This window comes from Escherichia sp. E2661 (assembly GCF_004745185.1).
GTDB lineage: Bacteria > Pseudomonadota > Gammaproteobacteria > Enterobacterales > Enterobacteriaceae > Escherichia.
The window spans coordinates 188965-210981 of the sequence record NZ_PDIG01000011.1 but is presented as its reverse complement, the minus strand read 5'-3'; the positions used below and the strand labels follow the sequence as shown (position 1 = coordinate 210981).

Sequence of the window (22017 nt, the reverse complement as noted above, 5' to 3'; positions counted from 1 at the left end):
AAAAGTGGATGAGTTGATCGATAGTTGTGATTACTCCTGTGACAAATCATCCCACGCATCAGGGGACAGTTGCTGACTGATATCCGGGTAGCGCAGCGGATCAAACACCGGACGTACGCCGAGTTTACGTTGGCGCAGATAATCGCTGGCAATGATATGCACCACGGGGGAAAGCAGCAAAATCGCTGTCAAATTGGTGATTGCCATGCAGGCCATAATAATATCGGCCAGTTGCCACATCAGAGGAAGGCTCAGTAGGGTACCGCCAATGACCGTAACAAAGATACAGATACGCAGACTCCAGATAGCTTTCCGGTTGTTCAGCCGTAAAAAGAAGAGATTATTTTCGGCATAAATGTAGTTGGCGACGATCGAGCTGAAGGCAAATAGAATCACCACTATCGTGACAAATTCTGCCCCCCAGGAACCCATTAATACACGCATCGCTTTCTGAATGAGTTGGATACCTTCCAGTGGCAAATAGGTGGTGCCGTTACCAGCCAGCAATATCAGCATGGCGCTTGCCGTACAAATCACCATCGTGTCGATAAAGATGCCGATCATCTGGACAATACCTTGCGCTGCCGGATGCGGTGGCCATGATGCCGCCGCCGCTGCTGCGTTCGGTGTTGATCCCATCCCCGCCTCATTGGAAAACATACTGCGCTGAAAACCGTTAGTAATCGCCTGACTCAGGGTATAACCCGCCGCGCCGCCTGCCGCTTCCTGCCAGCCAAAGGCGTTTTCAAAAATAGACCAAATAACGTGTGGAAGTTGCCCGATATTCATTGCGCAAATGACCAGGCTGGTGAGTACCCAGATTAACGCCATAATAGGGACAAACCATTGCATTAGCCGGGCGACGCCATGAATGCCGTGAGTGATCGCCAACAGAGTAAAAATGGCGAGAATGACACCCGTTACTAACGGAGGGAAATCAAATGCAAAACTCATCGCGCGCGCGACAGCATTTGCCTGAACACCGCTGAAAATCAGTCCGTAGGCGATGAGCAAAAAGACGGCGAACAGAACGCCCATCCAGCGCATCCCTAACCCACGCGCCATATACCATGCCGGTCCGCCACGAAACTGCCCATTGACGTCACGTTCTTTATAAAGCTGGGCAAGGGAACATTCGGCAAAAGAGGTCGCCATGCCAATAAATGCGGCAACCCACATCCAGAAAACGGCACCCGGCCCACCTGCGGTGATAGCCAGCGCAACGCCTGCCAGGTTGCCGCTGCCGACACGTGCGGCGAGACTGGTACACAATGATTGAAAAGAAGTTAAACCGCCTCGTTGCGGATGAATGCTATTTTTAAGACTTTTGCCAAACTGACGAATATAGCGAAATTGAACGAACCCAGAACGAAAAGTGAACCAACAGCCTGCGCCGAAGAGCAGGTAGATCATCACTGATCCCCATAGTACGTTGTTAATAAAAGAGAAAAAATCAGGCATTCGTATCCCTCTTGTCGCCGGCGCGCGGTTACATTCCTGTGTAAACGTTACCAATTGATTAAGAATTATATACGATGTGCATTGGTTGATAACGTCTGTGTAGCATACATGAGGTTTTGTTTAAAAATGGCGGGTGATATCAACGCCATGTCAGAAATCCGAAACAGTCTTGCCTGGTGATAACCCTTTTGTCTGCGGTTGCGCTGTCGTTACGTCGTGATATCATCAGGGCAGACCGGTTACATCCCCCTAACAAGCTGTTTAAAGAGAAATACTATCATGACGGACAAATTGACCTCCCTTCGTCAGTACACCACCGTAGTGGCCGACACTGGGGACATCGCGGCAATGAAGCTGTATCAACCGCAGGATGCCACAACCAACCCTTCTCTCATTCTTAACGCAGCGCAAATTCCGGAATACCGTAAGTTGATTGATGATGCTGTCGCCTGGGCGAAACAGCAGAGCAACGATCGCGCGCAGCAGATCGTGGACGCGACCGACAAACTGGCTGTCAATATTGGTCTGGAAATCCTGAAACTGGTTCCGGGCCGTATCTCAACTGAAGTTGATGCGCGTCTCTCCTATGACACCGAAGCGTCAATTGCGAAAGCAAAACGCCTGATTAAGCTCTACAACGATGCAGGTATTAGCAACGATCGTATTCTGATCAAACTGGCTTCTACCTGGCAGGGTATCCGTGCTGCAGAACAGCTGGAAAAAGAAGGTATCAACTGTAACCTGACTCTGCTGTTCTCCTTCGCTCAGGCACGTGCTTGTGCGGAAGCGGGCGTGTTCCTGATTTCTCCGTTTGTTGGCCGTATTCTTGACTGGTACAAAGCCAATACCGATAAGAAAGAGTACGCTCCGGCAGAAGATCCGGGTGTCGTTTCTGTATCTGAAATCTACCAGTACTACAAAGAACACGGTTATGAAACCGTGGTTATGGGCGCAAGCTTCCGTAACATCGGCGAAATTCTGGAACTGGCAGGCTGCGACCGTCTGACCATCGCACCGGCACTGCTGAAAGAGCTGGCTGAGAGCGAAGGGCGCTATCGAACGTAAACTGTCTTACACCGGCGAAGTGAAAGCGCGTCCGGCGCGTATCACTGAGTCCGAGTTCCTGTGGCAGCACAACCAGGATCCAATGGCAGTAGATAAACTGGCGGAAGGTATCCGTAAGTTTGCTGTTGACCAGGAAAAACTGGAAAAAATGATCGGCGACCTGCTGTAATCATTCTTAGCGTGACCGGGAAGTCGGTCACGCTACCTCTTCTGAAGCCTGTCTGTCACTCCCTTCGCAGTGTATCATTCTGTTTAACGAGACTGTTTAAACGGAAAAATCTTGATGAATACTTTACGTATTGGCTTAGTTTCCATCTCTGATCGCGCGTCCAGCGGCGTTTATCAGGATAAAGGCATCCCTGCGCTGGAAGAATGGCTGACATCGGCGCTAACCACGCCGTTTGAACTGGAAACTCGCTTAATCCCCGATGAGCAGGCGATCATTGAGCAAACGTTGTGTGAGCTGGTGGATGAAATGAGTTGCCATCTGGTGCTGACAACCGGCGGTACTGGCCCGGCGCGCCGTGACGTAACGCCCGATGCGACGCTGGCAGTAGCGGACCGCGAGATGCCTGGCTTTGGTGAACAGATGCGCCAGATCAGCCTGCATTTTGTGCCAACTGCGATCCTTTCGCGTCAGGTGGGTGTGATTCGTAAACAGGCACTGATTCTTAATTTACCCGGTCAACCGAAGTCTATTAAAGAGACGCTGGAAGGCGTGAAGGATGCCGAGGGTAAGGTCGTGGTGCACGGTATTTTTGCCAGCGTACCGTACTGCATTCAGTTGCTGGAAGGGCCATATGTTGAAACGGCACCGGAAGTGGTTGCAGCATTCAGACCGAAGAGCGCAAGACGAGAAGTTAGCGAATAAAAAAATCCCCCCAGGCGGGGGGATCAGACTGATGACAAACGCAAAACTGCCTGATGCGCTACGCTTATCAGGCCTACGATCTTCCTGCAATATATTGAATTTGCACGATTTTGTAGGCCTGATAAGGCGTTCACGTCGCTTCCGGCATGAATAAAGCGCACGTTGTCAACAATCTGATATCCCCCGAGCGGGGGATATCAAGCAATTAGTGGGATTCACCAATCGGCAGAACGGTGCGACCAAACTGCTCGTTCAGCACTTCACCCATCGCCAGATAGATTGCGCTGGCACCGCAGATCAGACCAATCCAGCCGGCAAAGTGGATGATCGCGGCGTTGCCGGCAATGTTACCGATCGCCAGCAGGGCAAACAGCACGGTCAGGCTAAAGAAAACGAATTGCAGAACGCGTGCGCCTTTCAGCGTGCCGAAGAACATAAACAGCGTAAACACGCCCCACAGACCCAGGTAGACACCAAGGAACTGCGCATTTGGCGCATCGGTCAGACCCAGTTTCGGCATCAGCAGAATCGCAACCAGCGTCAGCCAGAAAGAACCGTAAGAGGTGAAGGCGGTTAACCCGAAAGTGTTGCCTTTTTTATACTCCAGCAGACCAGCGAAAATTTGCGCGATGCCGCCGTAGAAGATGCCCATGGCAAGAATAATACCGTCCAGAGCGAAATAACCCACGTTGTGCAGGTTAAGTAGAATGGTGGTCATGCCGAAGCCCATCAGGCCCAGCGGTGCCGGATTAGCCAACTTAGTGTTGCCCATAATTCCTCAAAAATCATCATTGAATGAATGGTGAAATAATTTCCCTGAATAACTGTAGTGATTTCAGGGCGCGGCATAATAATCAGCCAATAGAGTAGTGTCCATGATCTTTTGAGGGGAAAATGAAAATTTTCCCCGATGTGAGGGATTAGGCCTGAGTGGCGCTGACAATTCGACGCAGGCAGGCAATTTGCAGGACCGCCGGAATAGTAACGCGATAGGCGCTACCGCTGACAGCTTTAACTCCGTTTAATGCCGCGCCCACCGGGCCTCCTAGCCCCGCGCCGCGCAGCAAACCATGCCCGAGAACGCTCATTGCTGCGTGGGTGCGTAAAATGCGGGTAAGTTGGCTGGAAAGCAGATGCGACACGCCTTTTGCCAATAATTTGTCTTTCATCAGCAGCGGTAATAACTCTTCCAGCTCGTTGACTCTGGCATCGACTGCCTTGAGAAATTCCTGCTTATGTTTCTCGTCCATTTTCTTCCAGGTATTGCGCAGAAATTGCTCCAGTAACTGTTGCTCAATTTCAAACGTAGACATCTCTTTGTCGGCTTTTAGCTTCAGCCGTTTTGAGACGTCGAGCAAAATGGCCCGGTACAGTTTGCCGTGTCCGCGAAGTTTGTTAGCGATACTATCGCCGCCAAAATGCTGTAATTCTCCGGCAATTAGCTGCCAGTTGCGGCGATGTTGCTCGGGATGCCCTTCCATCGATTTGAACAGTTCATTACGCATCAGAACGCTGGAGAGTCGAGTTTTGCCTTTTTCGTTATGGGTGAGCAAACGGGCGAAATTGGTCAGTTGCTCCTCACTACAATGTTGGAGAAAATCCAGATCTGAATCATTCAGGTAATTAACATTCATTTATTGTGGCTTCTCTGTTCAAGCGTTAATCGTCGCCGATAACTTTCAGCGTGGCCATATCGGACGAGTTCACGGTATGACCGGAAAAGGTGATTTTTGACACGCAACGTTTGTTGTCGTTATCGCTGTTAATGTTGATCCAGTTGGTGGTTTGCCCTTCTTTAATTTCGGCGGGAACATTCAGGCTTTGACTGGCGCTACGGGCGGCTTTGAAATAAACCGACGCGCCGCTCAACTGTAAATCGCCGTGGTCGGCGGTGAGTTGGATACGTTTTACGATGCGGCAAACGGGGAGTTTCAGCGCCAGATCGTTGGTTTCGTTACGCGGCATCGCAATGACGCCGAGGATTTTATGGTCGTTAGCTTGCGCCGTGCAGCACAACATAAGGCTAAGTACCAGGCTGGCGGAAATCGTAAAAACGGATTTCATAAAGATTCTCTTAGCGGGGAGCAGTAGGGGATGAATAGCCACTAGTTTACTGCTGACGAAAAGAAGATTCAGGTATGTAATCTTTTCTTTTTATTACAATTTTTTGGTGAATGTCTTGTGTTGAATTCATTCTTTATATGAATGAAAATGCCGTCTGTTTCATGTCTTCTTTGGGCATATCACGAAATTTCTGCGCAAAAGCACAAAAAAATTTTGCATCTCCCCCTTGATGACGTGGGTTACGACCCCATTTAGTAGTCAACCGCAGTGAGTGAGTCTGCAAAAAAATGAAATTGGGCAGTTGAAACCAGACGTTTCGCCCCTATTACAGACTCATACCACATGATGACCGAATATATAGTGGAGACGTTTAGATGGGTAAAATTATTGGTATCGACCTGGGTACTACCAACTCTTGTGTAGCGATTATGGATGGCACCACTCCTCGTGTGCTGGAGAACGCCGAAGGCGATCGCACCACGCCTTCTATCATTGCCTATACCCAGGATGGTGAAACTCTGGTTGGTCAGCCGGCTAAACGTCAGGCAGTGACGAACCCGCAAAACACCCTGTTTGCGATTAAACGCCTGATTGGCCGCCGCTTCCAGGACGAAGAAGTGCAGCGTGATGTTTCCATCATGCCGTTCAAAATTATTGCTGCTGATAACGGCGACGCATGGGTCGAAGTTAAAGGCCAGAAAATGGCACCGCCGCAGATCTCTGCTGAAGTGCTGAAAAAAATGAAGAAAACCGCTGAAGATTACCTGGGTGAACCGGTAACTGAAGCTGTTATCACCGTACCGGCATACTTTAACGATGCTCAGCGTCAGGCAACCAAAGACGCAGGCCGTATCGCTGGTCTGGAAGTAAAACGTATCATCAACGAACCGACCGCAGCTGCGCTGGCTTACGGTCTGGACAAAGGTACTGGTAACCGTACTATCGCGGTTTATGACCTGGGTGGTGGTACTTTCGATATTTCCATTATCGAAATCGACGAAGTTGACGGCGAAAAAACCTTCGAAGTTCTGGCTACCAACGGTGATACCCACCTGGGTGGTGAAGACTTTGACAGCCGCCTGATCAACTACCTGGTTGAAGAATTCAAGAAAGATCAGGGCATTGACCTGCGCAACGACCCGCTGGCAATGCAGCGCCTGAAAGAAGCGGCAGAAAAAGCGAAAATCGAGCTGTCTTCCGCTCAGCAGACCGATGTTAACCTGCCGTACATCACTGCAGATGCGACCGGTCCGAAACACATGAACATCAAAGTGACTCGTGCGAAACTGGAAAGCCTGGTTGAAGATCTGGTAAACCGTTCCATTGAGCCGCTGAAAGTTGCACTGCAGGACGCTGGCCTGTCCGTATCTGATATCGACGACGTTATCCTCGTTGGTGGTCAGACTCGTATGCCAATGGTTCAGAAGAAAGTTGCTGAGTTCTTTGGTAAAGAGCCGCGTAAAGACGTTAACCCGGACGAAGCTGTAGCAATCGGTGCTGCTGTTCAGGGTGGTGTTCTGACTGGTGACGTAAAAGACGTACTGTTGCTGGACGTTACCCCGCTGTCTCTGGGTATTGAAACCATGGGCGGTGTGATGACGACGCTGATCGCGAAAAACACCACTATCCCGACCAAGCACAGCCAGGTGTTCTCTACCGCTGAAGACAACCAGTCTGCGGTAACCATCCATGTGCTGCAGGGTGAACGTAAACGTGCGGCTGATAACAAATCTCTGGGTCAGTTCAACCTGGATGGTATCAACCCGGCACCGCGCGGTATGCCGCAGATCGAAGTTACCTTCGATATCGATGCTGACGGTATCCTGCACGTTTCCGCGAAAGATAAAAACAGCGGTAAAGAGCAGAAGATCACCATCAAGGCGTCTTCTGGTCTGAACGAAGATGAAATCCAGAAAATGGTACGCGACGCAGAAGCTAACGCCGAAGCTGACCGTAAGTTTGAAGAGCTGGTACAGACTCGCAACCAGGGCGACCATCTGCTGCACAGCACCCGTAAGCAGGTTGAAGAAGCAGGCGACAAACTGCCGGCTGACGACAAAACTGCTATCGAGTCTGCGCTGACTGCACTGGAAACTGCTCTGAAAGGTGAAGACAAAGCCGCTATCGAAGCGAAAATGCAGGAACTGGCACAGGTTTCCCAGAAACTGATGGAAATCGCCCAGCAGCAACATGCCCAGCAGCAGACTGCCGGTGCTGATGCTTCTGCAAACAACGCGAAAGATGACGATGTTGTCGACGCCGAGTTTGAAGAAGTCAAAGACAAAAAATAATCGCCCTATAAACGGGTAATTATACTGACACGGGCGAAGGGGAATTTCCTCTCCGCCCGTGCATTCATCTAGGGGCAATTAAAAAAAGATGGCTAAGCAAGATTATTACGAGATTTTAGGCGTTTCCAAAACAGCGGAAGAGCGTGAAATCAAAAAGGCCTACAAACGCCTGGCCATGAAATACCACCCGGACCGTAACCAGGGTGACAAAGAGGCCGAGGCGAAATTTAAAGAGATCAAGGAAGCTTATGAAGTTCTGACCGACTCGCAAAAACGTGCGGCATACGATCAGTATGGTCATGCGGCGTTTGAGCAAGGCGGCATGGGCGGCGGCGGTTTTGGCGGCGGCGCAGACTTCAGCGATATTTTTGGTGACGTTTTCGGCGATATTTTTGGCGGTGGGCGTGGTCGTCAACGTGCGGCGCGCGGTGCTGATTTACGCTATAACATGGAGCTCACCCTCGAAGAAGCTGTACGTGGCGTGACCAAAGAGATCCGCATTCCGACTCTGGAAGAGTGTGATGTTTGCCACGGTAGCGGTGCAAAACCAGGTACGCAGCCGCAGACCTGTCCGACCTGTCATGGTTCTGGTCAGGTGCAGATGCGCCAGGGCTTCTTTGCCGTGCAGCAGACCTGTCCACACTGTCAGGGCCGCGGTACGCTGATCAAAGATCCGTGCAACAAATGTCATGGTCATGGTCGTGTTGAGCGCAGCAAAACGCTGTCCGTTAAAATCCCGGCAGGGGTGGACACCGGGGACCGCATCCGTCTTGCGGGCGAAGGTGAAGCGGGCGAACACGGCGCACCGGCAGGCGATCTGTACGTTCAGGTACAGGTTAAACAGCACCCGATTTTCGAGCGTGAAGGCAACAACCTGTATTGCGAAGTCCCGATCAACTTCGCTATGGCTGCGCTGGGTGGCGAAATCGAAGTGCCGACCCTTGATGGTCGCGTCAAACTGAAAGTGCCTGGCGAAACCCAGACCGGTAAGTTGTTCCGTATGCGCGGTAAAGGCGTCAAGTCTGTCCGCGGCGGTGCGCAAGGTGACTTGCTGTGCCGCGTTGTTGTCGAAACACCGGTAGGCCTGAACGAGAAGCAGAAACAGCTGCTGCAAGAGCTGCAAGAAAGCTTCGGTGGCCCAACCGGCGAGCACAACAGCCCGCGCTCAAAGAGCTTCTTTGATGGCGTGAAGAAGTTTTTCGACGACCTGACTCGCTAACCTCCCCAAACGCCTGCCCGTGGGCAGGCCAGGGTAAAAAATAGGGTGCGTTGAAGATATGCGAGCACCTGTAAAGTGGCGGGGATCGCTCCCCGCCGTTGCTCTTACTCGGATTCGTAAGCCGTGAAAACAGCAACCTCCGTCTGGCCAGTTCGGATGTGAACCTCACAGAGGTCTTTTCTCGTTACCAGCGCCGCCACTACGGCGGTGATACAGATGACGATCAGGGCGACAATCATCGCCTTATGCTGCTTCATTGCTCTCTTCTCCTTGACCTTACGGTCAGTAAGAGGCACTCTACATGTGTTCTGCATATAGGGGGCCTCGGGTTGATGGTAAAATATCACTCGGGGCTTTTCTCTATCTGCCATCCAGCTAATGCCTGAGACAGACAGCCTCAAGCACCCGCCGCTATTATACCGCTCTCTTTAACCCACTCTGTTTTATCGATTCTAATCCTGAAGACGCCTCGCATTTTTATGGCGTAATTTTTTAGGGATTTAATTATTTAGCTTTAATTTATCTCTTTATTGCAATTATTGACGACAAGCTGGATTATTTTTGAAATATTGTCCTAACAAACAATGTCGACTGACAACAAATTAATTATTACTTTTCCGAATTAATCCCTCAGAAATCTTGACCTTAAGCTATGATTATCATGGTTTGAGGTCATCAGCCACCGCTTTCGAGCGCCAAAAACACTTCCTCTGCTGGTGACTTAATCTTCTTTATAGCTCGTAAAAAGCGAATTATTCCTACACTATAATCTGATTTTAACGATGATTCGTGCAGAGTAAAATAGTTAAAACGATCTATTCACCTGAAAGAGAAATAAAAAGTGAAACATCTGCATCGATTCTTTAGCAGTGATGCCTCGGGAGGCATTATTCTCATCATTGCCGCTGTTCTGGCGATGATTATGGCCAATAGCGGCGCAACCAGTGGATGGTATCACGACTTTCTTGAGACGCCGGTTCAGCTCCGGGTAGGTTCTCTTGAAATCAATAAAAACATGCTGTTATGGATAAATGACGCGCTAATGGCGATATTTTTCCTGTTAGTTGGTCTGGAAGTTAAACGCGAGCTGATGCAAGGATCGCTGGCCAGCTTGCGCCAGGCTGCGTTTCCGGTTATTGCCGCAATCGGCGGGATGATTGTCCCGGCATTGCTCTATTTGGCCTTTAACTACGCCGATCCTATCACACGTGAAGGGTGGGCAATCCCGGCTGCGACTGACATTGCCTTTGCCCTTGGTGTGCTGGCGTTATTGGGAAGTCGTGTACCGTTAGCACTGAAGATCTTTCTGATGGCGCTGGCTATTATCGACGATCTTGGAGCCATCATAATCATCGCCTTGTTTTACACTAATGACTTGTCGATGGCCTCTCTTGGCGTTGCAGCTGTAGCAATTGCGGTGCTCGCGGTGCTCAACATTTGTGGTGTTCGCCGTACGGGAGTTTATATTCTGGTCGGCGTGGTGCTGTGGACCGCAGTGTTGAAATCAGGTGTCCACGCAACGCTGGCAGGTGTCATTGTCGGTTTCTTTATTCCATTGAAAGAGAAGCATGGCCGTTCTCCGGCTAAGCGCCTGGAGCATGTATTGCATCCGTGGGTGGCTTATCTGATTTTGCCGCTGTTTGCTTTTGCCAATGCCGGCGTTTCTCTGCAAGGCGTGACGTTGGATGGCCTGACCTCCATCCTGCCATTAGGGATCATCGCCGGTTTGCTGATTGGCAAGCCGTTGGGTATTAGTTTGTTCTGCTGGTTGGCGCTGCGTTTGAAACTGGCCCATTTGCCAGAGGGAACCACTTATCAGCAAATTATGGCGGTTGGGATCTTGTGCGGTATCGGTTTTACTATGTCTATCTTTATCGCCAGCCTGGCTTTTGGTAGCGTAGATCCAGAACTGATTAACTGGGCTAAATTGGGCATTCTGGTTGGCTCAATCTCTTCGGCGGTAATTGGATATAGCTGGTTACGCATTCGTTTACGTCCATCAGTTTGACAGGACGATGTACCGGGGAGCCATAAATGGCTCCCTTTTCATTCTTATCAGGGAGAGAAATGAGCATGTCTCATATCAATTACAACCACTTGTATTACTTCTGGCATGTCTACAAAGAAGGTTCTGTGGTTGGCGCAGCGGAGGCGCTTTATTTAACACCACAAACCATTACCGGGCAGATCCGGGCGCTGGAAGAGCGTCTGCAAGGGAAACTATTTAAGCGTAAAGGACGTGGTCTGGAACCCAGCGAACTGGGGGAACTGGTCTATCGCTACGCCGATAAAATGTTCACATTAAGCCAGGAAATGCTGGATATCGTCAACTATCGCAAAGAGTCCAACTTATTGTTTGATGTTGGTGTGGCAGATGCACTTTCCAAACGCCTGGTCAGCAGTGTTCTGGATGCCGCAGTTGTGGAAGACGAGCAGATCCATCTACGCTGTTTCGAATCGACGCACGAGATGCTTTTAGAGCAGTTGAGTCAGCATAAACTGGATATGATCATCTCTGACTGTCCGATCGATTCCACTCAGCAGGAAGGGCTGTTTTCCATGAAAATTGGCGAGTGTGGTGTCAGTTTCTGGTGCACTAACCCGCTGCCAGAAAAGCCGTTTCCTGCCTGTCTGGAAGAGCGTCGCTTACTTATTCCGGGGCGTCGCTCAATGTTGGGACGCAAGCTATTAAACTGGTTTAACTCTCAGGGCTTAAACGTTGAAATTCTGGGGGAGTTTGATGATGCGGCGTTGATGAAAGCCTTTGGGGCAACGCATAACGCTATTTTCGTTGCACCTTCGCTGTACGCCAATGATTTTTATAATGATAACTCGGTTGTGGAGATAGGGCGAGTTGAGAACGTCATGGAAGAGTACCACGCCATTTTTGCCGAAAGGATGATTCAACACCCTGCGGTACAGCGTATTTGCAATGCCGATTACTCTGCGCTGTTTATGCCTGTCGCGAAATAACCATTTGTACTTTGCAGGCTGCAGTTTGGGCCTGCAGACATAAAAAAACCCGCTTGCGCGGGCTTTTTTTACAAAGCTGACAACAAAAGGCGATTAAGCCAGTTTGTTGATCTGTGCAGTCAGGTTAGCCTTATGACGTGCAGCTTTGTTTTTGTGGATCAGACCTTTAGCAGCCTGACGGTCCACGATCGGTTGCATTTCGTTAAATGCTTTCAGTGCAGCAGCTTTGTCGCCAGCTTCGATAGCTGCGTATACTTTCTTGATGAAAGTACGCATCATAGAGCGACGGCTTGCGTTGTGCTTACGAGCCTTTTCAGACTGAATGGCGCGCTTCTTAGCTGATTTGATATTAGCCAAGGTCCAACTCCCAAATGTGTTCTATATGGACAATTCAAAGGCCGAGGAATATGCCCTTTTAGCCTTCTTTTGTCAATGGATTTGTGCAAATAAGCGCCGTTAATGTGCCGGCGCTCGTTACGTAGTGATGGCGCAGGATTCTACCAGCTTGCGGGGTGTGAATACAGCTTTTCCGCGATAAAAATTGCATCAGGCCGTGAGTTTCTGCCCGTGATTTGCGCCATGGCAATGAAAAGCCACTTCTTTCTGATTTCGGTACTCAATCGCCGGTTAACCTTGACCGCTGTACAAGGTATACTCGGACGATTTTCACTGTTTTGAGCCAGACATGAAGCTGATACGCGGCATACATAATCTCAGCCAGGCCCCGCAAGAAGGGTGTGTGCTGACTATTGGTAATTTCGACGGCGTGCATCGCGGTCATCGCGCGTTGTTACAGGGCTTGCAGGAAGAAGGGCGCAGGCGAAACTTACCGGTGATGGTGATGCTTTTTGAACCTCAACCACTGGAACTGTTTGCTACCGATAAAGCCCCGGCAAGACTGACCCGACTGCGGGAAAAACTGCGCTACCTTGCAGAGTGTGGCGTAGATTACGTGCTGTGCGTGCGTTTCGACAGGCGCTTTGCGGCGCTGACTGCGCAAAACTTTATCAGCGATCTTCTGGTGAAGCATTTGCGGGTAAAATTTCTCGCCGTGGGTGACGATTTCCGCTTTGGCGCTGGTCGTGAAGGCGATTTCTTGTTATTACAGAAAGCTGGCGTGGAATACGGTTTTGACATTACCAGTACGCAAACTTTTTGCGAAGGTGGCGTGCGTATCAGCAGCACCGCTGTGCGTCAGGCACTGGCAGACGATAATCTGGCTCTGGCAGAAAGTTTACTGGGGCACCCGTTTGCCATCTCCGGGCGTGTGGTCCACGGTGATGAATTAGGGCGCACTATAGGTTTCCCGACGGCGAATGTACCGCTACGCCGTCAGGTTTCCCCGGTGAAAGGGGTTTATGCGGTAGAAGTGCTGGGTCTCGGTGAAAAGCCGTTACCCGGCGTGGCAAACATCGGAACACGCCCAACGGTTGCCGGTATTCGCCAGCAGCTGGAAGTGCATTTGTTAGATGTTGCAATGGACCTTTACGGTCGCCATATACAAGTAGTGCTGCGTAAAAAAATAACGCAATGAGCAGCGATTTGCGTCGCTGGACGAACTGAAAGCGCAGATTGCGCGTGATGAATTAACCGCCCGCGAATTTTTTGGGCTAACAAAACCGGCTTAAGCCTGTTATGTAATCAAACCGAAATACGGAACCGAGAATCTGATGAGTGACTATAAATCAACCCTGAATTTGCCGGAAACAGGGTTCCCGATGCGTGGCGATCTCGCCAAGCGCGAACCGGGAATGCTGGCGCGTTGGACTGATGATGATCTGTACGGCATCATCCGTGCGGCTAAAAAAGGCAAAAAAACCTTCATTCTGCATGATGGCCCTCCTTATGCGAATGGCAGCATTCATATTGGTCACTCGGTTAACAAGATTCTGAAAGACATTATCGTGAAGTCCAAAGGGCTTTCCGGTTATGACTCGCCGTATGTGCCTGGCTGGGACTGCCACGGTCTGCCGATCGAGCTGAAAGTAGAGCAAGAATACGGTAAGCCGGGTGAGAAATTCACCGCCGCCGAGTTCCGCGCCAAGTGCCGCGAATACGCGGCGACCCAGGTTGACGGTCAACGCAAAGACTTTATCCGTCTGGGCGTGCTGGGCGACTGGTCGCACCCGTACCTGACCATGGACTTCAAAACTGAAGCCAACATCATCCGCGCGCTGGGCAAAATCATCGGCAACGGTCACCTGCACAAAGGCGCGAAGCCGGTACACTGGTGCGTTGACTGCCGTTCTGCACTGGCAGAAGCGGAAGTTGAGTATTACGACAAAACTTCTCCGTCCATCGACGTCGCTTTCCAGGCGGTCGATCAGGATGCGCTGAAAGCAAAATTTGGTGTCAGCAACGTTAACGGCCCAATCTCGCTGGTGATCTGGACTACCACGCCGTGGACTCTGCCTGCAAACCGCGCAATCTCTATTGCACCGGATTTCGACTATGCGCTGGTGCAGATCGACGGTCAGGCCGTTATTCTGGCGAAAGATCTGGTTGAAAGCGTAATGCAGCGTATCGGCGTGACCGATTACACCATTCTCGGCACGGTAAAAGGTGCGGAGCTTGAACTGCTGCGCTTTACCCATCCGTTTATGGGCTTCGACGTTCCGGCAATCCTCGGCGATCACGTTACCCTGGATGCTGGTACCGGTGCCGTTCACACCGCGCCTGGCCACGGTCCGGACGACTATGTGATTGGCCAGAAATACGGTCTGGAAACCGCTAACCCGGTTGGCCCGGACGGCACTTATCTGCCGGGCACTTACCCGACGCTGGATGGCGTGAACGTCTTCAAAGCGAACGACATCGTCGTTGCGCTGCTGCAGGAAAAAGGCGCGCTGTTGCACGTTGAGAAAATGCAGCACAGCTATCCGTGCTGCTGGCGTCACAAAACGCCGATCATCTTCCGCGCGACGCCGCAGTGGTTCGTCAGCATGGATCAAAAAGGTCTGCGTGCGCAGTCACTGAAAGAGATCAAAGGCGTGCAGTGGATCCCGGACTGGGGCCAGGCACGTATCGAGTCGATGGTTGCTAACCGTCCTGATTGGTGTATCTCCCGTCAGCGCACCTGGGGCGTACCGATGTCACTGTTCGTGCACAAAGACACGGAAGAGCTGCATCCGTGTACCCTCGAACTGATGGAAGAAGTGGCTAAACGCGTTGAAGTTGACGGCATCCAGGCTTGGTGGGATCTCGATGCGAAAGAGATCCTCGGCGACGAAGCTGACCAGTACGTGAAAGTGCCGGATACTCTCGACGTATGGTTTGACTCCGGATCTACCCACTCTTCCGTTGTTGACGTGCGTCCTGAATTTGCCGGTCACGCAGCGGATATGTATCTGGAAGGTTCTGACCAGCACCGTGGTTGGTTCATGTCTTCCCTGATGATCTCCACCGCGATGAAGGGCAAAGCGCCGTATCGTCAGGTACTGACCCACGGCTTTACCGTGGATGGTCAGGGTCGCAAGATGTCTAAATCCATCGGCAACACCGTTTCGCCGCAGGATGTGATGAACAAACTGGGCGCGGATATTCTGCGTCTGTGGGTGGCATCAACTGACTACACCGGTGAAATGGCCGTTTCTGACGAGATCCTGAAACGTGCTGCCGACAGCTATCGTCGTATCCGTAACACCGCACGCTTCCTGCTGGCAAACCTCAATGGTTTCGATCCGGCAAAAGATATGGTGAAACCGGAAGAGATGGTGGTACTGGATCGCTGGGCCGTAGGTTGTGCGAAAGCGGCACAGGAAGACATCCTCAAGGCGTACGAAGCATACGATTTCCACGAAGTGGTACAGCGTCTGATGCGCTTCTGCTCCGTTGAGATGGGATCCTTCTACCTCGATATCATCAAAGACCGTCAGTACACCGCCAAAGCGGACAGCGTGGCGCGTCGTAGCTGCCAGACTGCGCTGTATCACATCGCTGAAGCGCTGGTGCGCTGGATGGCACCAATCCTCTCCTTCACCGCTGATGAAGTGTGGGGCTACCTGCCGGGCGAACGTGAAAAATACGTCTTCACCGGCGAGTGGTACGAAGGCCTGTTTGGTCTGGCAGACAGTGAAGCGATGAACGATGCGTTCTGGGACGAGCTGTTGAAAGTGCGTGGCGAAGTGAACAAAGTCATTGAGCAAGCGCGTGCCGACAAGAAAGTGGGCGGCTCGCTGGAAGCTGCAGTGACGCTGTATGCAGAACCGGAACTGGCGGCGAAACTGACCGCGCTGGGCGATGAATTACGATTTGTCCTGTTGACCTCCGGCGCTACCGTTGCAGACTATAACGACGCACCTGCTGATGCTCAGCAGAGCGAAGTACTCAAAGGGCTGAAAGTCGCGTTGAGTAAAGCCGAAGGTGAGAAGTGCCCACGCTGCTGGCACTACACCCAGGATGTCGGCAAGGTGGCGGAACACGCAGAAATCTGCGGCCGCTGTGTCAGCAACGTCGCCGGTGACGGTGAAAAACGTAAGTTTGCCTGATGAGTCAATCGATCTGTTCAACAGGGCTACGCTGGCTGTGGCTGGTGGTAGTCGTGCTGATTATCGATCTGGGCAGCAAATACCTGATCCTCCAGAACTTTGCTCTGGGGGATACGGTCCCGCTGTTCCCGTCGCTTAATCTGCATTATGCGCGTAACTATGGCGCGGCGTTTAGTTTCCTTGCCGATAGCGGCGGCTGGCAGCGTTGGTTCTTTGCCGGTATAGCGATTGGTATTAGCGTGATCCTGGTGGTGATGATGTATCGCTCGAAGGCCACGCAAAAGCTAAACAATATCGCTTACGCGCTGATTATTGGCGGCGCGCTGGGCAATCTGTTCGACCGCCTGTGGCACGGCTTCGTTGTCGATATGATCGACTTCTACGTCGGCGACTGGCACTTCGCCACCTTCAACCTTGCCGATACTGCCATTTGTGTCGGTGCGGCACTGATTGTGCTGGAAGGTTTTTTGCCTTCTAAAGCGAAAAAACAATAATAAACCCTGCCGGATGCGATGCTGACGCATCTTATCCGGCCTACAGATTGCTGCGAAATCGTAGGCCGCATCCGGCAAAAATCCTCAAAATATAAGAGCAAACCTGCATGTCTGAATCTGTACAGAGCAATAGCGCCGTCCTGGTGCACTTCACGCTAAAACTCGATGATGGCACCACCGCCGAGTCTACCCGCAACAACGGTAAACCGGCGCTGTTCCGCCTGGGCGATGCTTCTCTTTCCGAAGGGCTGGAGCAACACCTGCTGGGGCTGAAAGTGGGCGATAAAACCACCTTCTCGCTGGAGCCTGATGCGGCGTTTGGCGTGCCGTCACCGGACCTGATTCAGTACTTCTCCCGCCGTGAATTTATGGATGCAGGCGAGCCAGAAATTGGCGCAATCATGCTTTTTACCGCAATGGATGGCAGTGAGATGCCTGGTGTGATCCGCGAAATTAACGGCGACTCTATTACCGTTGATTTCAACCATCCGCTGGCCGGGCAGACCGTTCATTTTGATATTGAAGTGCTGGAAATCGATCCGGCACTGGAGGCGTAACATGCAGATCCTGTTGGCCAACCCGCGTGGTTTTTGTGCCGGGGTAGACCGCGCTATCAGCATTGTTGAAAACGCGCTGGCCATTTACGGCGCACCGATATATGTCCGTCACGAAGTGGTGCATAACCGCTACGTGGTCGATAGCCTGCGCGAGCGTGGGGCTATCTTTATTGAGCAGATTAGCGAAGTGCCAGACGGCGCGATCCTGATTTTCTCCGCACACGGTGTTTCTCAGGCGGTACGTAACGAAGCGAAAAGCCGTGATTTGACGGTATTTGACGCCACCTGTCCGCTGGTGACCAAAGTGCATATGGAAGTCGCGCGCGCCAGCCGTCGTGGCGAAGAATCTATTCTCATCGGTCACGCCGGGCACCCGGAAGTGGAAGGGACAATGGGTCAGTACAGCAACCCGGAAGGGGGAATGTATCTGGTCGAATCGCCAGACGATGTGTGGAAACTGACGGTCAAAAACGAAGAGAAACTCTCCTTTATGACCCAGACCACGCTATCGGTGGATGACACGTCTGATGTGATCGACGCGCTGCGTAAACGCTTCCCGAAAATTGTCGGTCCGCGCAAAGATGATATCTGCTATGCCACCACCAACCGTCAGGAAGCGGTACGCGCTCTGGCAGAACAGGCGGAAGTTGTGCTGGTGGTCGGTTCGAAAAACTCCTCCAACTCCAACCGTCTGGCGGAGCTGGCCCAGCGTATGGGCAAACGCGCGTTTTTGATTGACGATGCGAAAGATATCCAGGAAGAATGGGTCAAAGACGTGAAATGCGTCGGTGTGACAGCTGGTGCATCAGCTCCGGATATTCTGGTGCAGAATGTGGTGGCACGTTTGCAACAGCTGGGCGGTGGTGAAGCCATTCCGCTGGAAGGCCGTGAAGAAAACATTGTTTTCGAAGTGCCGAAAGAGCTGCGTGTCGATATTCGTGAAGTCGATTAAGTCATTAGCAGCCTAAGTTATGCGAAAATGCCGGTCTTGTTACCGGCATTTTTTATGGAGAAAACATGCGTTTACCTATCTTCCTCGATACTGACCCCGGCATTGACGATGCCGTCGCCATTGCCGCCGCGATTTTTGCCCCCGAGCTCGACCTGCAACTGATGACCACCGTCGCGGGTAATGTCTCGGTTGAGAAAACTACCCGCAACGCCCTGCAACTGCTGCATTTCTGGAATGCGGAGATTCCGCTCGCCCAGGGAGCCGCTGTGCCGCTGGTACGCGCACCGCGTAATGCAGCTTCTGTGCACGGTGAATCGGGAATGGCTGGCTACGACTTTGTCGAGCACAACAGAAGCCCACTGGACAAACCCGCATTTCTGGCGATTCGTGATGCCCTGCTGCGTGCGCCTGAGCCTGTTACTCTGGTAGCCATCGGCCCGTTAACCAACATTGCGCTGTTACTTTCACAATGCCCGGAATGCAAACCGCATATTCGCCGTCTGGTGATCATGGGTGGTTCTGCCGGTCGCGGCAACTGCACACCAAACGCCGAGTTTAATATCGCTGCCGATCCAGAAGCGGCAGCCTGTGTCTTCCGTAGCGGCATCGAAATCGTCATGTGCGGTCTGGATGTCACCAATCAGGCGGTGTTAACTCCTGATTATCTTGCTACATTGCCGGAGTTGAATCGCACCGGAAAAATGCTTCATGCACTGTTTAGCCACTACCGTAGCGGCAGTATGCAAAGCGGTCTGCGTATGCACGATCTCTGCGCCATTGCCTGGCTGGTGCGCCCGGACTTATTCACTCTCAAGCCGTGTTTTGTGGCGGTAGAAACGCAGGGCGAATTTACCTCAGGTACTACGGTTGTTGATATCGACGGTTGCCTGGGCAAACCAGCCAATGTACAGGTGGCATTGGATCTGAATGTAAAAGGCTTCCAGCAGTGGGTAGCTGAGGTGCTGGCTCTGGTGCCATAACCTGTCACATGTTATCGGCATGCAGTCATTCATCGACTCATGCCTTTCACTGATATCCCTCCCTGTTTATCATTAATTTCTAATTATCTGCGTTTTTGGCTGGCGGCGTAGCGATGCGCTGGTTACTCTGAAAACGGTCTATGCAAATTAACAAAAGAGAATAGCTATGCATGATGCAAACATCCGCGTTGCCATCGCGGGAGCCGGGGGGGCGTATGGGCCGCCAGTTGATTCAGGCGGCGCTGGCATTAGAAGGCGTGCAGCTGGGCGCGGCGCTGGAGCGCGAAGGATCTTCTTTACTGGGCAGCGACGCTGGTGAACTGGCCGGAGTCGGAAAAACAGGCGTTACCGTGCAAAGCAGCCTCGACGCGGTAAAAGATGATTTTGATGTGTTTATCGATTTTACCCGTCCGGAAGGTACGCTGAACCATCTCGCTTTTTGTCGCCAGCATGGCAAAGGGATGGTGATTGGTACAACGGGTTTTGATGACGCAGGCAAACAAGCGATTCGTGACGCTGCTACAGATATTGCGATTGTCTTTGCCGCCAATTTTAGCGTTGGCGTTAACGTCATGCTTAAGCTGTTGGAGAAAGCCGCTCAGGTAATGGGTGACTACACCGATATTGAAATTATCGAAGCACATCATAGACATAAAGTCGATGCGCCGTCAGGCACTGCGCTGGCAATGGGGGAGGCGATTGCCCACGCTCTTGATAAAGACCTGAAAGATTGCGCGGTCTACAGTCGTGAAGGCCATACTGGTGAACGTGTTCCTGGCACCATTGGTTTTGCCACTGTACGTGCGGGTGACATCGTGGGTGAACATACCGCCATGTTCGCCGATATCGGCGAACGTCTGGAGATTACCCATAAGGCGTCCAGCCGCATGACATTTGCTAACGGTGCGGTAAGATCGGCATTGTGGCTAAATGGCAAGGAAAATGGTCTTTTTGATATGCGAGATGTGCTTGATCTCAATAGATTATAACCACATAACATTTGTGTTGATGCAAAAATAACATATCCAATCTATTGATTATAAAGGGCTTTAATTTTTGGCCCTTTTATTTTTCTTGTTTCGTTTATTAATAATTAAAAAATGGCTAAAAATTAAAGTTTAGTTGCCTGTTTTTGTTGTTTTAATGTAAATTTTGACCATCTGGTCCACTTTTTTCTAAGGGTTTTGGTTTTATGCAATTTTCTTGCTGCGCAAGCGTTTTCCAGAACGGGTTAGATGATGTTTTTGCCGCTTAATGCCTGTAAAACATGCATGAGCCACAAAATAATATAAAAAATCCCGCCATTAAGTTGACTTTTAGCGCCCATATCTCCAGAATGCCGCCGTTTGCCAGAAATTCGTCGGTAAGCAGATTTGCATTGATTTACGTCATCATTGTGAATTAATATGCAAATAAAGTGAGTGAATATTCTCTGGAGGGTGTTTTGATTAAGTCAGCGCTATTGGTTCTGGAAGACGGAACCCAGTTTCACGGTCGGGCCATAGGGGCAACAGGTTCGGCGGTTGGGGAAGTCGTTTTCAATACTTCAATGACCGGTTATCAAGAAATCCTCACTGATCCTTCCTATTCTCGTCAAATCGTTACTCTTACTTATCCCCATATTGGCAATGTCGGCACTAATGACGCCGATGAAGAATCCTCTCAGGTACATGCACAAGGTCTGGTGATTCGCGACCTGCCGCTGATTGCCAGCAACTTCCGCAACACCGAAGACCTCTCTTCTTACCTGAAACGCCATAACATCGTGGCGATTGCCGATATCGATACCCGTAAGCTGACGCGTTTACTGCGCGAGAAAGGCGCACAGAATGGCTGCATTATCGCGGGCGATAACCCGGATGCGGCGCTGGCGTTAGAAAAAGCCCGCGCGTTCCCAGGTCTGAACGGCATGGATCTGGCAAAAGAAGTGACCACCGCAGAAGCCTATAGCTGGACACAAGGGAACTGGACGCTGACCGGAGGCCTGCCAGAAGCGAAAAAAGAAGACGAGCTGCCGTTCCACGTTGTGGCTTATGACTTTGGTGCCAAGCGCAACATCCTGCGGATGCTGGTGGACAGAGGCTGTCGCCTGACCATCGTTCCGGCGCAAACTTCTGCGGAAGATGTGCTGAAAATGAATCCAGACGGCATCTTCCTCTCCAACGGTCCTGGCGACCCTGCCCCGTGTGATTACGCCATTACCGCCATCCAGAAATTCCTCGAAACCGACATCCCGGTATTCGGCATCTGCCTCGGTCATCAGCTGCTGGCGCTGGCGAGCGGTGCGAAGACCATCAAAATGAAATTTGGTCACCACGGCGGCAACCATCCGGTTAAAGATGTGGAGAAAAACGTGGTGATGATCACCGCCCAGAACCACGGTTTTGCGGTGGACGAAGCAACATTACCTGCAAACCTGCGTGTCACGCATAAATCCCTGTTCGACGGTACGTTACAGGGGATTCATCGCACCGATAAACCGGCGTTCAGCTTCCAGGGGCACCCTGAAGCCAGCCCTGGTCCGCACGACGCAGCGCCGTTGTTCGACCACTTTATCGAGTTAATTGAGCAGTACCGTAAAACCGCTAAGTAATCAGGAGTAA

18 protein-coding genes and 3 pseudogenes are annotated in these 22017 nt (G+C 51.3%); 15 read left to right on the top strand and 6 right to left on the bottom strand.

Annotated elements, in window-relative coordinates; all coding sequences use genetic code 11:
• Positions 1-30: 30 nt before the first annotated feature.
• Positions 31-1461, bottom strand: a complete 1431-nt coding sequence (locus CRI63_RS06540) for a sodium:alanine symporter family protein (RefSeq protein WP_135518886.1) — start codon at positions 1459-1461, stop codon at positions 31-33.
• Between the two features lie 279 nt (positions 1462-1740).
• Here CRI63_RS06540 and tal point away from each other — a divergent pair.
• Positions 1741-2695 (top strand): annotated as a pseudogene (gene tal / locus CRI63_RS06535) (transaldolase).
• A 114-nt stretch (positions 2696-2809) separates the two neighbouring features.
• Positions 2810-3397, top strand: a complete 588-nt coding sequence (mog, locus tag CRI63_RS06530) for a molybdopterin adenylyltransferase (RefSeq protein WP_130204821.1) — start codon at positions 2810-2812, stop codon at positions 3395-3397.
• Between the two features lie 205 nt (positions 3398-3602).
• Here the strand turns inward: mog and satP are convergent, their stop codons facing one another.
• The 3 genes from satP to CRI63_RS06515 form a co-directional block, all read right to left on the bottom strand.
• Positions 3603-4169 carry an acetate uptake transporter gene (gene satP, locus CRI63_RS06525; RefSeq protein WP_000528538.1) on the bottom strand — a complete coding sequence of 189 codons (567 nt, stop codon included), beginning with the start codon at positions 4167-4169 and terminating at the stop codon, positions 3603-3605.
• Between the two features lie 148 nt (positions 4170-4317).
• On the bottom strand, positions 4318-5031 hold the full coding sequence (gene msyB, locus CRI63_RS06520; RefSeq protein ID WP_135518884.1) for an acidic protein MsyB: 714 nt from the start codon (positions 5029-5031) through the stop codon (positions 4318-4320).
• 25 nt (positions 5032-5056) lie between these two features.
• Positions 5057-5461 carry a DUF2541 family protein gene (locus CRI63_RS06515; RefSeq protein ID WP_135518882.1) on the bottom strand — a complete coding sequence of 135 codons (405 nt, stop codon included), beginning with the start codon at positions 5459-5461 and terminating at the stop codon, positions 5057-5059.
• Between the two features lie 374 nt (positions 5462-5835).
• Between CRI63_RS06515 and dnaK the strand changes: the two genes are divergently transcribed.
• Both dnaK and dnaJ read left to right on the top strand, forming a co-directional pair.
• Entirely contained in the window at positions 5836-7752 is a 1917-nt protein-coding gene (gene dnaK / locus CRI63_RS06510) for a molecular chaperone DnaK (RefSeq protein WP_000516135.1), read from the top strand.
• A gap of 88 nt (positions 7753-7840) precedes the next feature.
• A complete protein-coding gene (gene dnaJ / locus CRI63_RS06505; RefSeq protein WP_001118464.1) occupies positions 7841-8971 on the top strand; it encodes a molecular chaperone DnaJ in 1131 nt (376 codons plus the stop codon).
• A gap of 104 nt (positions 8972-9075) precedes the next feature.
• Here the strand turns inward: dnaJ and mokC are convergent, their stop codons facing one another.
• Positions 9076-9228: a type I toxin-antitoxin system toxin MokC gene (mokC, locus tag CRI63_RS06500; RefSeq protein ID WP_000809168.1), complete on the bottom strand. Its 153-nt coding sequence runs from the start codon at positions 9226-9228 to the stop codon at positions 9076-9078.
• Positions 9229-9812: 584 nt separating this feature from the next.
• Between mokC and nhaA the strand changes: the two genes are divergently transcribed.
• A complete protein-coding gene (nhaA, locus tag CRI63_RS06495; protein ID WP_000681376.1) occupies positions 9813-10979 on the top strand; it encodes a Na+/H+ antiporter NhaA in 1167 nt (388 codons plus the stop codon).
• 59 nt (positions 10980-11038) lie between these two features.
• Complete coding sequence (gene nhaR / locus CRI63_RS06490) at positions 11039-11944, top strand: transcriptional activator NhaR (RefSeq protein WP_135486694.1); 906 nt, start codon at positions 11039-11041, stop codon at positions 11942-11944.
• A gap of 93 nt (positions 11945-12037) precedes the next feature.
• On the opposite strand, the gene rpsT is transcribed toward nhaR, so the two are convergent.
• Positions 12038-12301, bottom strand: a complete 264-nt coding sequence (gene rpsT / locus CRI63_RS06485) for a 30S ribosomal protein S20 (protein ID WP_001274019.1) — start codon at positions 12299-12301, stop codon at positions 12038-12040.
• A gap of 102 nt (positions 12302-12403) precedes the next feature.
• On the opposite strand from rpsT, the gene CRI63_RS06480 reads away from it, so the two are divergent.
• From CRI63_RS06480 to carA, 9 genes and pseudogenes are all read left to right on the top strand, one after another.
• Complete coding sequence (locus CRI63_RS06480; protein ID WP_064525381.1) at positions 12404-12622, top strand: DUF2575 family protein; 219 nt, start codon at positions 12404-12406, stop codon at positions 12620-12622.
• Between the two features lie 7 nt (positions 12623-12629).
• Positions 12630-13572, top strand: a pseudogene (ribF, locus tag CRI63_RS06475) (bifunctional riboflavin kinase/FAD synthetase).
• Between the two features lie 42 nt (positions 13573-13614).
• On the top strand, positions 13615-16431 hold the full coding sequence (gene ileS / locus CRI63_RS06470; protein ID WP_135518880.1) for an isoleucine--tRNA ligase: 2817 nt from the start codon (positions 13615-13617) through the stop codon (positions 16429-16431).
• Entirely contained in the window at positions 16431-16925 is a 495-nt protein-coding gene (gene lspA, locus CRI63_RS06465) for a signal peptidase II (RefSeq protein WP_000083381.1), read from the top strand. The genes ileS and lspA overlap by 1 nt, the downstream gene beginning before the upstream one ends.
• Before the next feature lie 107 nt (positions 16926-17032).
• Entirely contained in the window at positions 17033-17482 is a 450-nt protein-coding gene (gene fkpB / locus CRI63_RS06460) for an FKBP-type peptidyl-prolyl cis-trans isomerase (protein ID WP_000004655.1), read from the top strand.
• Position 17483: 1 nt separating this feature from the next.
• Entirely contained in the window at positions 17484-18434 is a 951-nt protein-coding gene (gene ispH / locus CRI63_RS06455; protein WP_135518878.1) for a 4-hydroxy-3-methylbut-2-enyl diphosphate reductase, read from the top strand.
• A 65-nt stretch (positions 18435-18499) separates the two neighbouring features.
• Positions 18500-19414: a ribonucleoside hydrolase RihC gene (rihC, locus tag CRI63_RS06450; RefSeq protein WP_135518876.1), complete on the top strand. Its 915-nt coding sequence runs from the start codon at positions 18500-18502 to the stop codon at positions 19412-19414.
• A gap of 166 nt (positions 19415-19580) precedes the next feature.
• Positions 19581-20403 (top strand): annotated as a pseudogene (gene dapB, locus CRI63_RS06445) (4-hydroxy-tetrahydrodipicolinate reductase).
• 455 nt (positions 20404-20858) lie between these two features.
• On the top strand, positions 20859-22007 hold the full coding sequence (gene carA / locus CRI63_RS06440) for a glutamine-hydrolyzing carbamoyl-phosphate synthase small subunit (protein ID WP_135518872.1): 1149 nt from the start codon (positions 20859-20861) through the stop codon (positions 22005-22007).
• Positions 22008-22017 lie beyond the last annotated feature (10 nt).

Coding starts and splice junctions, on each gene's coding strand:
- rihC (WP_135518876.1), top strand. CDS start 18,500: ATGCGTTTACCTATCTTCCTCGATACTGACCCCGGCATTGACGATGCC.
- dnaK (WP_000516135.1), top strand. CDS start 5,836: ATGGGTAAAATTATTGGTATCGACCTGGGTACTACCAACTCTTGTGTA.
- mog (WP_130204821.1), top strand. CDS start 2,810: ATGAATACTTTACGTATTGGCTTAGTTTCCATCTCTGATCGCGCGTCC.
- ispH (WP_135518878.1), top strand. CDS start 17,484: ATGCAGATCCTGTTGGCCAACCCGCGTGGTTTTTGTGCCGGGGTAGAC.
- mokC (WP_000809168.1), bottom strand. CDS start 9,228: ATGAAGCAGCATAAGGCGATGATTGTCGCCCTGATCGTCATCTGTATC.
- lspA (WP_000083381.1), top strand. CDS start 16,431: ATGAGTCAATCGATCTGTTCAACAGGGCTACGCTGGCTGTGGCTGGTG.
- nhaR (WP_135486694.1), top strand. CDS start 11,039: ATGAGCATGTCTCATATCAATTACAACCACTTGTATTACTTCTGGCAT.
- msyB (WP_135518884.1), bottom strand. CDS start 5,031: ATGAATGTTAATTACCTGAATGATTCAGATCTGGATTTTCTCCAACAT.
- CRI63_RS06515 (WP_135518882.1), bottom strand. CDS start 5,461: ATGAAATCCGTTTTTACGATTTCCGCCAGCCTGGTACTTAGCCTTATG.
- CRI63_RS06480 (WP_064525381.1), top strand. CDS start 12,404: ATGTGCCGGCGCTCGTTACGTAGTGATGGCGCAGGATTCTACCAGCTT.
- ileS (WP_135518880.1), top strand. CDS start 13,615: ATGAGTGACTATAAATCAACCCTGAATTTGCCGGAAACAGGGTTCCCG.
- dnaJ (WP_001118464.1), top strand. CDS start 7,841: ATGGCTAAGCAAGATTATTACGAGATTTTAGGCGTTTCCAAAACAGCG.
- satP (WP_000528538.1), bottom strand. CDS start 4,169: ATGGGCAACACTAAGTTGGCTAATCCGGCACCGCTGGGCCTGATGGGC.
- fkpB (WP_000004655.1), top strand. CDS start 17,033: ATGTCTGAATCTGTACAGAGCAATAGCGCCGTCCTGGTGCACTTCACG.
- CRI63_RS06540 (WP_135518886.1), bottom strand. CDS start 1,461: ATGCCTGATTTTTTCTCTTTTATTAACAACGTACTATGGGGATCAGTG.